Below are 13,369 nucleotides of genomic sequence, written 5' to 3'. Positions count from 1 at the left end.
GGGGGGGCCCCCGGCGGGCCCGGGGTCGGGGGGGGGGGCTCCCCCGCCGGCGGTGGCGCCAGCCCCGGGGGGGGGGCCGCGCCCCCCCCCCCCCCCACGCCGGCTCCCTACCGGAACCGGACTCGTGTCACGCCGTCAGCGCCGCAGTGTCAGCAGACCCGGACGGTAGGGCCACTGGCTGTAGTCGCCGCCGATGTTGGGGTTGCGTCCCTGGTAGAGGAACTGCAGGTTGCAGGGATCGACGGTGAAGGTCTGATCGGCGCTGGTGCGGATCAGTTCGCCGTGGCTGATGTCGTTGGTCCAAGTGGCGCCGCTGTTGGCCTTGCCGGCGAAGGGATTGCTCTCGGTCGCGGCCTGGGGTGTCCATGAGCCGTTCAGACTGGTGGCCGTGAACGAGCGGAAGTAGCGGCCCTGCTGGCCCCTCGCCTCGACGATCATGAGGTACCGGTTCTGGCCCTGGAGCTTGTAGACCTGCGGGGCTTCGAACAGGTTGTCCGCCGTATCGCTCATGATCGTTGTGTAGTTCGAGCCGAAACTGCCCGGGAAGTTCCCGATCGGCATGCTGGCCCGGTAGATCTTGCCGTTGTCACCGGCGAAGAACAGGTACATGTTCTGGCCGTCAGCGATGAGCGTCTGGTCGATGGGGCCGGTGCCGGAGCCGGTGATGCTTCCGGAGAAGAGCACCTTCTGTGCCGACCAGCCATTGGGGTTGGTGGGGTCGCTCGACGTCCGGTAGGAGAAGGCGCTCCCACCGCCCCACTGGTAGGCGAGCACCCAGATGTTCTTCGGCGCGAAGTAGAAGAGCGTGGGCGCGACGGTGGAAGCCGACATCTTGTTCTGGCCGGCCGAGGCCATCTCCGGCCAGTTGGTGAACAGGCCGAAGTTCATCGAACCCCAGCCCTCTCCCGTGCCCGCGGTGCCGTGCGTCGTCGCATAGACGAGATGCTTGCCGTTGTAGGGGGCGACGGTGAAGTCCTTGAGCGAGGCCCACCCGGCCCTGGGCTGCGCCAGCGCGCCCGTCGATGTCCAGCGGTAGGTCGACGGGAGATTGCACGTGCCGGGGTTGTCGCCGCCGACCTTGACGAGCTGCCACTGCTGGTTGGTGCCGCCCCAGTCGTCGTACTGGACGATGTTGGCGTTGTCGGCGGTGGAGCCGCCCTGCACTTCGAGGGCCTTGTTGCTGTGGCGCGAGATGAGCCGCACGTAGCCGTCCGAGCTGTCGGCCAGCCGCCACTGCTGGTTGGTGGCGTTCAGGTCGGCCCACTGGACGATCGAGCCGCCGTTCGCGGTGGACCAGTTGTGGATGTCCAGCACCTTGCCCGAGTGGCGGGACTTGATGCGGTAGTAGCCGCCCCCGGAGTCGACGAACTGCCACTGCTGCTGGTTCTGATCGTTCCTGGTCCACTGGGTGATGCGGGCGCCGTCGCCGGTCGCCATGTTGTAGACGTCCAAGGCCTTGCCGCTGTTGCGGTTGACCAGCACATACGAGGCGTTGGGGTCTACGGTCGCCGCGGCGGCGGGCTGGGCACCGAGGAAGGTGGCCACGAGCAGCAAGGGCGCGAGGACGGCGAGTAAGCGTCTCAGACGCATCAGGGGCACTCCTTTGGGGGCGGGGGGTGAGGGGACCCCGAGGAACCGTCTCGAAAGGTTTCGAAGAATTCCCGGAAGCTTTGACGCCACAAGCTAGGAATGAGGGGCCCTTTGGTCAAGGCCTGGCGCGGATCTGTCCACAAACAGCGCCTCACCTGATCCTCGAATGTTTCGGGCAGGGAATCGAAACTTCTTCTGTGAGGAGTATTGACGATGCATCGTCAATCCCTCAATCATCCGGTCTGAGAAACCGGCCGTAGTTCGAGATGTCGAACAACGTCGGTCCTGAGCAATCTGTGCTGCACGACAGGCGCCACTTCCCCTGCGCTTCAGTCCTTCCTTGATTTCTAGCTTGGAGGCACAGTCATGGGCTCGTATGCCCTTCCCAGACTCGCTGTCCGCCGGAAGATCCGCGGCCTGCTGCTGGCGCTGGTCGTCGGCGTCCTCGGTGTGGTCACCGCACTGGTCGCGCCGCCGCCCGCACACGCCGCCGAGAGCACGCTCGGCGCCGCGGCGGCGCAGAGCGGCCGCTACTTCGGCACCGCCATCGCCTCGGGCAGGCTGGGCGACTCGGCGTACACGTCGATCGCGAGCCGTGAGTTCAACTCGGTGACGGCTGAGAACGAGATGAAGATCGACGCCACCGAACCGCAGCCGGGCCAGTTCAACTTCACCGCCGCTGACCGTGTCTACAACTGGGCGGTGCAGAACGGCAAGCAGGTGCGCGGCCACACCCTGGCCTGGCACTCCCAGCAGCCCGGCTGGATGCGGAACCTCAGCGGCAGCGCGCTGCGCCAGGCGATGATCAACCACATCAGGGGCGTGATGGCCCACTACAAGGGCAAGATCGTCCAGTGGGACGTCGTGAACGAGGCCTTCGAAGACGGCAACTCGGGAGCCCGGCGCGACTCCAACCTGCAACGCACCGGCAACGACTGGATCGAGGTCGCCTTCCGCACCGCGCGCGCCGCCGACCCGGCCGCCAAGCTCTGCTACAACGACTACAACGTCGAGAACTGGACCTGGGCCAAGACCCAGGCCATGTACCGCATGGTCCGGGACTTCAAGCAGCGCGGCGTGCCGATCGACTGCGTCGGCTTCCAGTCCCACTTCAACAACGACAGCCCGTACAACAGCAACTTCCGCACCACCCTGCAGAGCTTCGCCGCCCTCGGCGTCGACGTGGCCATCACCGAGCTCGACATCCAGGGCGCCTCGCCCACGACCTACGCCAACGTGACCAACGACTGCCTGGCCGTCCCGCGCTGCCTCGGCATCACCGTCTGGGGCGTGCGCGACAGCGACTCCTGGCGACGGGAGCACACGCCGCTGCTGTTCAACGACAACGGCAGCAAGAAGCCCGCCTACACCGCCGTCCTCAACGCACTCAACGGCGGCTCCACCACGCCCCCTCCGGACGGCGGACCGATCAAGGGCGTTGGTTCGGGCCGCTGCCTGGACGTGCCCGGCACCAGCACCACCGACGGCACCCAGCTCCAGCTGTGGGACTGCAACAACGGCACCAACCAGCGGTGGACGCACACCGCCGCCGGTGAGCTCAGGGTCTACGGCAACAAGTGCCTGGACGCCGCCGGCACCGCCAACGGCACCAAGGTCCAGATCTACAGCTGCTGGGGCGGCGACAACCAGAAATGGCGCCTCAACTCCGACGGATCCATCGTCGGCGTCCAGTCCGGCCTCTGCCTCGACGCCGTCGGAGCCGGCACCGCCAACGGCACCCTGATCCAGCTCTACTCCTGCTCGAACGGCAGCAACCAGCGCTGGACCCGCACCTGATGGGGCCTGTCACGGACGAAAGGCTGAGTCGATGAAGACCTACGGTGCGGCTTCCCCCGCCGCTCCACGCGGACAGCGCTGGTGGTCCCGGGTCGCCGCCGTGGTGGCCGCGACCCTCGCGATGGGCATGCTCTCCGTGGTGAATCCGGCGCCCGCCGAGGCGGCGACGGTGGACCCCAACGCCTGGTACGTCCTCGTCAATCGCAACAGCGGCAAGGCGCTGGACGTCTCCGGCGCGTCCAGCGCCGACGGTGCGCGGGTCAGCCAGTGGACGCGCAACGACGGACCCCACCAGCAGTGGCAGTTCGTGGACTCCGGCGGCGGCTTCTACCGCCTCAAGGCCCGGCATTCGGGCAAGGTCCTCGACGTGGCCGGCGCCTCGACCGCGGACGGCGCCGCGATCCAGCAGTGGGCCGACCACAACGGGGCCAACCAGCAGTTCCGCCTGGCCGACTCCGACGCGGGCCACGTCCGGCTGGTCAACCGCACCAGCGGCAAGGCCGTGGAGGTGCAGGGCGCCTCCACCGCCGACGGCGGCAACGTCGTCCAGTACTCCGACTGGGGCGGCGCCAACCAGCAATGGCAGATGGTCAAGCTGTCGTCCGGTGGCGGCGGCGGATGCGGCAGCGCCCCGACTCTGACGAGCGGTACGCACACGATCCAGAGCGGCGGCAAGAGCCGCAGCTTCATCCTCAGGGTTCCCGCCAACTACGACAACAGCCACCGCTACCGGCTGATCTTCGCGTTCCACTGGCGGGGCGGAACCGCCGGCGACGTCGCCTCGGGCGGCACGAGCGGGAACGCCTGGTCCTACTACGGCCAACAGCAACAGTCGAACAACAGCGCCATCCTCGTCGCCCCCCAGGGCCTCGGAAACGGCTGGGCCAATGCGGGCGGTGAAGACGTCACCTTCGTCGACGACATGATCCGGCGTATCGAGAGCGGCCTCTGTGTCAACCCGGCACAGCGCTTCGCCACGGGATTCAGCTGGGGCGGCGGTATGAGCTACGCCCTCGCGTGCAGCCGGGCGAACGTCTTCAGGGCCGTCGCGGTCATCTCCGGCGCCCAGATCAGCGGATGCAGCGGCGGCACCCAGCCCATCGCCTACTTCGGGATCCACGGCATCAGCGACAACGTCCTCAACATCGGGCAAGGACGGTCCCTGCGCGACACATTCGTCCGCAACAACGGCTGCGCCGCCCAGAGCCCGCGCGAGCCCGGCCCGGGCAGCCGAACGCACATCACCACCACCTACTCGGGCTGCCGTGCCGGATACCCGGTCCAATGGGCCGCGTTCGACGGAGGCCACATACCCGGTCCGGTCGACGGCTCCTCCGGCGAAAGCGGCGTCACCACCTGGACCAAGGCAGAGATCTGGAGGTTCTTCGCACAGTTCTAGTGGCAGGCCCGCACCACGGAGTGGAGCCAGGACGATCCTGGCTCCACTTCCCGGCTTCACGCTCTAGAAGAAGCCCAGCTTCTTCGGCGCGTACGACACCAGCAGGTTCTTCGTCTGCTGGTAGTGGTCGAGCATCATCTTGTGCGTCTCGCGCCCGATGCCCGACTTCTTGTAGCCGCCGAACGCCGCGTGGGCCGGGTACGCGTGGTAGCAGTTGGTCCACACCCGGCCCGCCTTGATCTCGCGGCCCAGGCGGTAGGCGGTGCTGCCGTCGCGGGTCCAGACGCCCGCGCCGAGGCCGTACAGGGTGTCGTTGGCGATCTTCAGGGCCTCGTCGACCGAGTCGTACGTCGTCACCGAGACCACCGGGCCGAAGATCTCCTCCTGGAAGATCCGCATGTCGTTGGTGCCGCGGAAGATCGTCGGCTCGATGTAGTAGCCGCCCTCCAGGCCCGGGACCGCACGGGGGTTGCCGCCCGTGACCAGTTCGGCGCCTTCCTTCCTGCCGATGTCGAGGTAGGAGAGGATCTTCTCGTACTGGTCGTTGCTCGCCTGCGCGCCGATCATGGTGTCCGGGTCCAGCGGGTCGCCGCCGCGAATGGCCCGGGTGCGTTCGACGCAGCGGGCCATGAAGTCGTCGTAGACCGATGAGGGGATCAGCGCGCGGGACGGGCACGTGCAGACCTCGCCCTGGTTCAGGGCGAACATCACGAAGCCCTCGACCGCCTTGTCCAGGAAGTCGTCGTCGGCGGCCATCACGTCGGGCAGGAAGATGTTCGGGCTCTTGCCGCCCAGTTCGAGCGTGACGGGGATGATGTTCTCGCTCGCGTACTGCATGATCAGGCGGCCGGTCGTCGTCTCGCCGGTGAACGCCACCTTCGCCACGCGCGGGCTGGAGGCCAGGGGCTTGCCCGCCTCCACGCCGAAGCCGTTGACCACGTTGACCACGCCCGGCGGGAGCAGGTCGGCGATCAGCTCCATGACGTAGAGGAGGCTGACCGGGGTCTGCTCGGCCGGTTTGATGACGACGCAGTTGCCGGCGGCCAGGGCGGGGGCCAGCTTCCAGGTGGCCATGAGGATCGGGAAGTTCCACGGGATGATCTGGCCGACCACGCCCAGCGGTTCGTGGAAGTGGTACGCGACGGTGTCGGCGTCGATCTCCGCGATGCTGCCCTCCTGCGCGCGGACGACGCCGGCGAAGTACCGGAAGTGGTCCACGGCCAGCGGGATGTCGGCGGCCAGCGTCTCGCGGACCGGCTTGCCGTTCTCCCAGGTCTCGGCGACCGCGATCTTCTCCAGGTTCTCCTCGATGCGGTCGGCGATCCTGTTGAGCACGCGCGCCCGTTCCGCGGTGGACGTACGGCCCCACTGGTCGGCCGCCCGGTGCGCGGCGTCCAGGGCAAGGTCGACGTCGGCCGCGGAGGAGCGGGCGACCTCGCAGAAGACCTTGCCGGTCACGGGGGTCGGGTTCTCGAAGTAGCGGCCCTCGACGGGGGCGACCCAGTCGCCGCCGATGAAGTTGTCGTAGCGGCGGGCGAAGGTGACGATGCTGCCGTCCGTTCCGGGCTGCGCGTACACCATGGCGGCTCTCCTCGGTGAGATGACGGGCGGGTTACGGTTCACGCCGTCGTGACGGCCTCACTGTGCTCCCGGGAGGTTGGCGCAAGGTTGGCGCCGTGACGTGCCGCAAGCCGCGCCGTGCCGTCAGTCGCGCCGGGCCGTGGTCAGGCGGCCCCGCGCGATCGCCCGGCGGGTGTCGTCCGGGCCGAGCAGGCGCAGCGCGTGTTCGTTGATCTCCGCGTCGTACGGGGCCCGTTCGCCGTAGCGCAGGGCGTCTTCCGGGCGGGTGCTCGCCAGGACGGCCTCGCGTACGGCCACTTCGATGCGGGTGCGCCACTCCTCGATGCCGGGGGCCTCGGAGCGGGGGAGCAGGGGGCCGCCGTAGAGACGCAGCGCGGTGTCGGTGTCGCCCTGCTCCAGGGCTCGCAGGACGTCGGCGGCGTCGCAGGTGACCGGGATCGTCAGGGCGTAGCGGCGGGGCGAGACGCCGCCGCCGAGGGCGCGCCGCAGGTGGGAGATCTCCGCCTTGAAGGTGGACGCGGTGACCGGCCGGTCGCCGTACAGGGCGGCGCGCAGCCGCTCCGGGGAGAAGCCGTCGGGTTCGAGCGCGAGCAGGGTGAGAATCTCCACCTGGCGCGGGCGCAGGGGGAGCGGGCGCCCCTCCCGTGCGGCCGGCACGGCCTGGTCCGTGCCGAGGCAGGTGAGCCGCAGCTGTCCCGGACCAGGCTGTTCCGTGGTGAGGCGGGCCTCGATGGTCGACACCAGCGTGCGTACGGTGGACATGGCCAGGGGGTGCGAGCGGTCCCAGGTGGTCGACAGGTCCAGTACGCCGAGGACGCGCCCGTCCGGGCCGTGGACCGGGGCGCAGTAGCAGACCCAGCCGTGCAGGGCCGACACCAGGTGCTCGGCCGAGAAGACGGAGCTGGGACGGCCGGTGCGCAGGGCGAGGGACAGGGCGTTGGTGCCCATGGCCTGCTCGTCCCACCGGCCGCCCGGCGCGAAGTTGACGCGCTCGGCCCGGCGGCGCATGGCCGGGCCGCCGCAGGTCCACAGGATGGTGCCCGACTCGTCGGTGACCGCCGTGACGAACCCGGCGTCCTCGGCGATGCTGCGCAGTTCCCCGGCGAGGCCTGAGACCGGCCGGTACAGCGGAGAGGACGTCCAGCGCTGGTGGACGGGGCCGCCGTCGGTGACCGGGGCGCTGTCCCGCCCGGGGTCCACGCTGCTCAGGGAACGCGCCCAGGACTCGGTCACCTCGTGGCGCAACGCCGCGCTGCCGCCCGGCCGTGCGCCCGCGACGCTCAGCCGCGGCACCCAGCGGGACCACTCGTGCTCCAGCACGGCCCTGCGCTGCCGGAGGTCAGGGCGCTGTGACATGGCCTCTCCCTGCCGTCGTACGTCGTACCGGGAGGACCCGGTTCCGGGCGCGGTGCCGGCCCGGTCCGCGGTCTGAGGTCAGTGTTACCGGATGCGGAGGGGCGGGGTCGAGGAGAGTGCCGGAATGCGTGGAGCCGCCAGAGGGCGCAGGGCCCGGGAACGCCCCCGCCCTGAACGGGCGACCGCCTGACTGGATGTTTGTCCGGTGCTCGCGTGCCGCCGTACGGGTGACGGGTTCACTCGACCCGACGGACGGGGCCCGGCCCGCGTACCACCGGTGCGCCGCGTCGCGTTGCCCGGGCATGGACAGTACTGAGACGGCGCGGCGCCCTGTCGGGAACGACGCCGCTCCCCGGTCGTTCGCCGAACTCACCAGCGGGTACGGGGGTCATCCGCCCATCTACGCGGCGCTCGTCGCCGAATGGCAGGCCAGGGGCCACGCCGTCCCGGAGCACCGGGACGGCCAGTGGGTCTCCTTCGCGGCACCGTCCGCGAGCGAGACCTGGGCCGCCGTCACCACATGGGCCGCCGGCCGGCACCCGGGGACGGCCGCCCCCGACGGCACGCGCCTCACCAGCAGTCGGCCACCGCGTGCTCCGCGCTGACCGGTGCCAGCACCGCGAGGGTCTCGGTGGCCTCCCGCAGGGCCGACTCCAGCCTGCCGGGGGCGTGCAGGCTGCCCGTGCCGTCCGGCGGGACGAGCCATTCCAGGCGCCCGGCGGGCCGGTACGGCGGCGGCACGGCGACCCAGGAGCCCCGGCCGACGTGCCGGACACCGGAGCCGACCCACTCGCTGACGGGGTCGGGCGGCAGGAAGAAGCCCACTCTGCGGGCCGCGCTGTCCACCAGGGTGGGGCCGGGCACCTTCAAGGGGTCGCGCCACAGATAGTCCAGGGCGAGCAGGCCGAGCCGGTCGGGGACGCTGAGCACGTCCCAGTACCGGCCGGCCTCCACGAGCACGGTCCCCGTGCCGTAGTCCCACTCCCGCTTGCACTCCTGGGGGTCCCTGGCGGCCGCGGCGAGCCACTCGACGGCTTGCTTCCACATCACGCTCTGCATGGCCACCCCAGGAACAGTCGGCCGACGCCCCCGACGGGCGCACGCTGGACACGGGCCGGTGACCCGCGGAGCCTCGGGCTCCGCGTGCCGGTCCGGCACGGGCCATGCTCGTAGATATTTCTACGCGCTGGAAGGGGTGGCGCGGTCTGGCGTTTCGGTCGGGCATGTCCCGGTCGAAAGGGGGCACTCGCAGGTGGATCCCGTAAGGCATCGATCAACTCCGTGCGCGTCCATGCCGCCCCGCTGAAACCGGCCATCGAGAGATGGACGACTGGGGGAGGAGCCGGGGAGCGCGCCGGGCGGATGAGACGCCGGTGCCGGAAATGCGGGGTCTCCCAGGCATGCTCTCCGCCCGGCGATCACCACCGCTGTGCGGGAGGTGTGGACCAGTCCACGAGGGCGCGCGGGCGTGATGTGCGGATCGCGGAATTTTGCCTTCACAGAACCTCCCACTGTGCTGGCCAGAACGCGCCTTGTTCGGTCAACTCCGAACGCATCAAGGTGGGTTGAGCACTTGAGCATCAGGAGTCACAAGCGAGCTGCTTGACCCGTGCGACCGAACCGCACGGGTACTGACGGGGGAACTGATGAGGTGCGCGCGTGTCCACCGCCGACGGGCGGGGACCGAGTCCTCGCGCATGGCCGGCACGTCTCTCCCTCACCTCTCTTGGTGCCTTCATCCGGTGCCCGAGACAGGGATTAGGAGGGGGAATGCCGATGAGTGCAGTGAGCGCCGCCAAGCCGACGTATCCCGGCGTCTACGTCGAAGAGCTTCCCAGCAGCACCCGCACCATCTCGACCCTGACCACTTCGGTGACCGCCTTCGTGGGCCACACCCGTCGCGGTCCGCTGAACGAGCCGGTCCGCGTCACCAGCTTCACCGAGTTCGAGCGCCGCTTCGGGGGACTGAGCGCCCAGAGCGCCGTCGGCTACGCCGTTCACCAGTTCTTCGGCAACGGCGGCACCGTCGCCGTGATCGTCCGCGTCGCCAAGGCCGGCAGCGGCAAGGCCGCCTGCGTCACGCTGGAGTCCACCGAGGGCCACAGCGAGTGCGACGTCCTCAAGGTGCACGCCAAGGAACCCGGCGTGTGGGGCAACGGCCTGCGCGTCGCCGTCGACTACGACACGCCCCGCCCCGACGAGACCTTCAATCTGCGCGTCCACGACGCCAAGGGAGAGGCCCGCGAGAGCTACACCGGCCTGTCCACCGACCCGTCCCACGGCCGGTACGTGCAGACCGTCGTCAACGCCGGCTCCCGGCTGATCCGCGTCGAGGTCGTCGGCGAGGGCCGGCCCGACCCGTCCGGCACCGTCTCCAAGCCGTTCGGGCACGAACTGCCCGACCTCGCCGTGGACCTCACCGTCAAGATCGGTGACGTCGAGCGGGAGTTCACGCTCTACGACCCCGACTGCGACGGCGAGGCCCCGCGCTCCGTCGCCGAGCTGGCGCTGCTGCTGGAACGCAAGCTGCGCGCCCTGCCCGACGCGCCCGGCAAGCACGCCTTCGCGGGCGCCGAGGTCACCGCCTTCGGCCGGCGCGTCCAGGTCGTCGCGGGCTCCACCGACCCCGAGGACGTCGTCCGCTTCCTCGGCGAGTGCGCCAACGACCTGGGCCTGGAGGCCTCGGTCAACCCGCCCGTCTTCCCGCTGGAGGGCGGCGAGGACGGCGAGGCGCCCGGACCGCGCGACCTCATCGGCTCCGAGGCCGACAAGTCCGGCATCCAGGCACTGCGCGGCGTCGCCGACGTCAACCTCCTCGTGCTGCCCGAACTCGCGGCGTACGAGAAGACGGAGGACGCCGTCACCGTCGTCTCGGCCGCCCAGCGGCTGTGCCAGGAGAGGCGGATCTTCCTGCTGGTCGACGCGCCGGGCACCTGGGTCAGCGTGGACACGGCCCGGGCCGGGCTCGCCGCCTTCGACGCCGTACGCGGCAACCACGCCGGCCTGTACTTCCCGCACCTCCAGCTCACCGACCCCCTCACGGGCCGGCTGCGCTCCTTCCCGCCGTCCGGCGCCGTCGCGGGCGTCATCGCCCGTACGGACTCCGAGCGCGGCGTGTGGAAGGCCCCGGCCGGCACCGAGGCCCGCCTCGCCGGCGTGCACTCGCTCACGGTCAACCTCACCGACCGCGAGACCGGCCTGCTCAACCCGCTCGGCGTCAACTGCCTGCGCACCTTCCCGGTGACCGGCCCGGTGGTCTGGGGAGCGCGCACGCTGGAGGGCTCCGACGCCCTCGACAGCGAGTGGAAGTACGTGCCGGTGCGTCGGCTCGCCCTGCACGTCGAGGAGAGCCTCCAGCGGGGCCTCCAGTGGGTGGTGTTCGAGCCCAACGACGAGAACCTGTGGCAGCAGATCCGGCTCGCCGCCTCCTCGTACCTGCACACCCTCTTCCGCCAGGGCGCCTTCAAGGGCGGCACGCCCCGTGACGCCTACTTCGTCAAGTGCGACAGCGACACCACGACCACCGAGGACATCGAGAACGGCATCGTCAACGTCCTCGTCGGCATCGCGCCGGTCCGCCCGGCCGAGTTCGTGGTCGTCAAGATCCAGCAGACGTCCGGGCAGTTCGCGCTCTGAGGAACGCTCCTAGGAACCCCTGAGGACATTTTCGATGGCAGAGTTCACGGTCAACGCCCATCGTTTCGACCCGTACAAGAACTTCAAGTTCCTGGTCCTGTGGGACGGTCGGACGGTCGCGGGCATCAGCAAGATCAGTCCCCTGAAGCGGACGACGGAGGTCGTCAAGCACCGTCACGGCGGTGACCCGTCCTCCCCGCGCAAGTCGCCGGGCCGCTCCGAGTTCGAGGGCATCACCCTGGAGCGCGGCGTCACGCACGACCCCGAGTTCGACCGCTGGGCCAACAAGGTCTGGCAGGTCGGCGCGGGCCTGGGCTCCGAGGTGTCCCTGGCGGACTTCCGCAAGGACATCGTGATCCAGGTCCTCAACGAGGCCGGCCAGGTCGCCGTCTCGCACAAGCTGTACCGGACCTGGCCCAGCGAGTACCAGGTCCTCGGCGAACTGGACGCCAACGCCAACGCGGTGGCCATCCAGTCGCTGAAGCTCGAGTGCGAGGGCTGGGAGCGGGACTACGAGGTGCCCGAGCCGGAGGAGCCCTCCTTCCTGAACCCGGCGTAGCGCTCCACTGGGGAGCGCCGCCGGTGGGGTTGTTGTTCGTCTGCGGGTGCGTCGTGGCTTGTCGCGCAGTTCCCCGCGCCCCTTCGGGCACGTACTGAAGCTGCTGAGACACAGGCACTGGGGGAGGCATGGCGATCACACAGGCGGCCGAGTTCCTGGCCACCTGGGAGGCCGGTCTTGACCGGGCCCCGGCCGGGCGGACCCTGCTGCTGCACGGGGCCGCCCGGCCGGACCTGGGCGGCGACCGGGAGGCCCTGCTGTCGCTGCCGGTGGGGCAGCGCGAGGCGGACCTGTTCGCCCTGCGCCGGGCCCTGTTCGGCGAGCGCATGCAGGTGCGCCTGGAGTGCGCGGCGTGCGGCGCGGACATGGAGTTCGAGCTGGACGCCGGGGAGTTCGCCCGCACCCTGGCCGACCGGGGTGATCCGCTCGTGCGGGTCGCCGAGGACGGCTGGGAGGTCGAGTTCCGGGTGCCCGCCGTCGCCGACCTGACGGCGGCGGCCCGGGACACCGACCCGCGCCGGGCCCTGCTGTCCCGGTGCGTGGTCACCGCCGTACGCGACGGGCAGCCCGTGTCCGCGGACGCCCTGCCCGTCGCCGTACAGCGCCGGATCGCCGAGGAGGCCCGGGCCGCGGACCCGGGCGGCGACGTCACGCTCAACATCGCCTGCCCCGAGTGCGGCGAGGCCACCCGGGCCGAGCTGGACATCGCCTCCTACCTGTGGACCGAACTGGACGCCTGGGCCCGGGACCTCCTGCTCGACGTCCATCTGCTCGCCACCGCCTACGGCTGGAGCGAGCCGGAGATCCTGGCGCTCAGCCCGCTGCGGCGCCGTTACTACCTGGAGCTGTGTGCGGATGTCTGAGTCCACCGGGGGCGATCGCCCGGAGCCCGACTTCCTCGACCGGCTGCTCGCCCGGCACGCGGCACCCGCCGAGCGGCGCCCCGGCGTGGTGCGCGTACGGCCGCGGCTGGCCGGACCGTTCGAACGGGTCGAGGCGGTACGGAACGGTGCGCCCGACCCGGACGGGACCGAGCCGCTGTGGCCCGTCGCCGCCCCGGCCGCCGCCCGGCCGGACCTGGCACGCCCGGCGGCCCGCGAGGTCGTCCGCACCGAGCGGGAGCGGACGGTCGTACGGACCGAGCAGGCTCCCGCACCGGCCGAGACCGGCATGCGTCCCGCCCGGCCGGCCGAGCCCGAGGGACCGCTGCTGCGTCCCGTCACACCGACGGGCCCCGCGCCGCGGCCGGTCCCCGACACCGCGCGCCGCGGGGCGGGCCGGGGCCGTACCGAGCGGGCGGCCCTCACGAACGCGGCGTCCGTGCCAACCCCCCCTGGTGCGGACGCCGCTCCCCCCGCCGCCGGGGGGGGGGGCGGGGGGCCGGCCTGCGGAGGGCCCCGGGCCCCTCGTCATGCCCGCCGGGCCGTGCGTACGCTCCAGCGGCCGTCGTG

General features: G+C 70.7%; 10 protein-coding genes. 6 read left to right on the top strand and 4 right to left on the bottom strand.

Annotated features, from left to right (window positions below; genetic code table 11):
• Positions 1-135 precede the first annotated feature (135 nt).
• On the bottom strand, positions 136-1,590 hold the full coding sequence (locus ACZ3I3_RS40450; RefSeq protein WP_467372841.1) for a non-reducing end alpha-L-arabinofuranosidase family hydrolase: 1,455 nt from the start codon (positions 1,588-1,590) through the stop codon (positions 136-138).
• A gap of 366 nt (positions 1,591-1,956) precedes the next feature.
• On the opposite strand from ACZ3I3_RS40450, the gene ACZ3I3_RS40445 reads away from it, so the two are divergent.
• Positions 1,957-3,387 (top strand): endo-1,4-beta-xylanase, encoded by a 1,431-nt coding sequence (locus tag ACZ3I3_RS40445; protein ID WP_467372840.1) that lies wholly within the window; start codon positions 1,957-1,959, stop codon positions 3,385-3,387.
• A gap of 31 nt (positions 3,388-3,418) precedes the next feature.
• The gene (locus tag ACZ3I3_RS40440) at positions 3,419-4,786 is read left to right on the top strand and encodes an RICIN domain-containing protein (protein ID WP_467372839.1); all 1,368 of its coding nucleotides are present in this window, start codon (positions 3,419-3,421) and stop codon (positions 4,784-4,786) included.
• Between the two features lie 63 nt (positions 4,787-4,849).
• Here ACZ3I3_RS40440 and adh read toward each other — a convergent pair whose 3' ends face one another.
• Positions 4,850-6,367 carry an aldehyde dehydrogenase gene (gene adh, locus ACZ3I3_RS40435; protein ID WP_467372837.1) on the bottom strand — a complete coding sequence of 506 codons (1,518 nt, stop codon included), beginning with the start codon at positions 6,365-6,367 and terminating at the stop codon, positions 4,850-4,852.
• 123 nt (positions 6,368-6,490) lie between these two features.
• Positions 6,491-7,723, bottom strand: a complete 1,233-nt coding sequence (locus tag ACZ3I3_RS40430; RefSeq protein WP_467372836.1) for a transcriptional regulator — start codon at positions 7,721-7,723, stop codon at positions 6,491-6,493.
• A gap of 302 nt (positions 7,724-8,025) precedes the next feature.
• On the opposite strand from ACZ3I3_RS40430, the gene ACZ3I3_RS40425 reads away from it, so the two are divergent.
• Complete coding sequence (locus tag ACZ3I3_RS40425; RefSeq protein WP_467372834.1) at positions 8,026-8,328, top strand: hypothetical protein; 303 nt, start codon at positions 8,026-8,028, stop codon at positions 8,326-8,328.
• Here ACZ3I3_RS40425 and ACZ3I3_RS40420 read toward each other — a convergent pair.
• The gene (locus tag ACZ3I3_RS40420) at positions 8,294-8,782 is read right to left on the bottom strand and encodes a hypothetical protein (protein ID WP_307179799.1); all 489 of its coding nucleotides are present in this window, start codon (positions 8,780-8,782) and stop codon (positions 8,294-8,296) included. The two genes, ACZ3I3_RS40425 and ACZ3I3_RS40420, sit on opposite strands and share 35 nt — an antisense overlap.
• Positions 8,783-9,493: 711 nt before the next feature.
• On the opposite strand from ACZ3I3_RS40420, the gene ACZ3I3_RS40415 reads away from it, so the two are divergent.
• From ACZ3I3_RS40415 to ACZ3I3_RS40405, 3 genes are all read left to right on the top strand, one after another.
• The gene (locus ACZ3I3_RS40415; RefSeq protein WP_467372832.1) at positions 9,494-11,359 is read left to right on the top strand and encodes a phage tail sheath subtilisin-like domain-containing protein; all 1,866 of its coding nucleotides are present in this window, start codon (positions 9,494-9,496) and stop codon (positions 11,357-11,359) included.
• Positions 11,360-11,393: 34 nt separating this feature from the next.
• Complete coding sequence (locus tag ACZ3I3_RS40410) at positions 11,394-11,918, top strand: phage tail protein (protein WP_004003113.1); 525 nt, start codon at positions 11,394-11,396, stop codon at positions 11,916-11,918.
• 128 nt (positions 11,919-12,046) lie between these two features.
• A complete protein-coding gene (locus tag ACZ3I3_RS40405; protein WP_467372830.1) occupies positions 12,047-12,781 on the top strand; it encodes a T4 family baseplate hub assembly chaperone in 735 nt (244 codons plus the stop codon).
• The last annotated feature ends 588 nt before the right edge of the window (positions 12,782-13,369 follow it).

Source organism: Streptomyces sp. NPDC016851 (assembly GCF_055562795.1).
The sequence above is the reverse complement of the archived record's forward strand: the minus strand, read 5'-3'. Positions and strand labels throughout refer to the sequence as shown.

Bases quoted from the DNA above. Each gene is read 5' to 3' on its own strand.
- ACZ3I3_RS40425 (WP_467372834.1), top strand. From the start codon at position 8,026: ATGGACAGTACTGAGACGGCGCGGCGCCCTGTCGGGAACGACGCCGCT.
- ACZ3I3_RS40410 (WP_004003113.1), top strand. From the start codon at position 11,394: ATGGCAGAGTTCACGGTCAACGCCCATCGTTTCGACCCGTACAAGAAC.
- ACZ3I3_RS40405 (WP_467372830.1), top strand. From the start codon at position 12,047: ATGGCGATCACACAGGCGGCCGAGTTCCTGGCCACCTGGGAGGCCGGT.
- ACZ3I3_RS40445 (WP_467372840.1), top strand. From the start codon at position 1,957: ATGGGCTCGTATGCCCTTCCCAGACTCGCTGTCCGCCGGAAGATCCGC.
- ACZ3I3_RS40450 (WP_467372841.1), bottom strand. From the start codon at position 1,590: ATGCGTCTGAGACGCTTACTCGCCGTCCTCGCGCCCTTGCTGCTCGTG.
- adh (WP_467372837.1), bottom strand. From the start codon at position 6,367: ATGGTGTACGCGCAGCCCGGAACGGACGGCAGCATCGTCACCTTCGCC.
- ACZ3I3_RS40420 (WP_307179799.1), bottom strand. From the start codon at position 8,782: ATGCAGAGCGTGATGTGGAAGCAAGCCGTCGAGTGGCTCGCCGCGGCC.
- ACZ3I3_RS40430 (WP_467372836.1), bottom strand. From the start codon at position 7,723: ATGTCACAGCGCCCTGACCTCCGGCAGCGCAGGGCCGTGCTGGAGCAC.
- ACZ3I3_RS40415 (WP_467372832.1), top strand. From the start codon at position 9,494: ATGCCGATGAGTGCAGTGAGCGCCGCCAAGCCGACGTATCCCGGCGTC.
- ACZ3I3_RS40440 (WP_467372839.1), top strand. From the start codon at position 3,419: ATGAAGACCTACGGTGCGGCTTCCCCCGCCGCTCCACGCGGACAGCGC.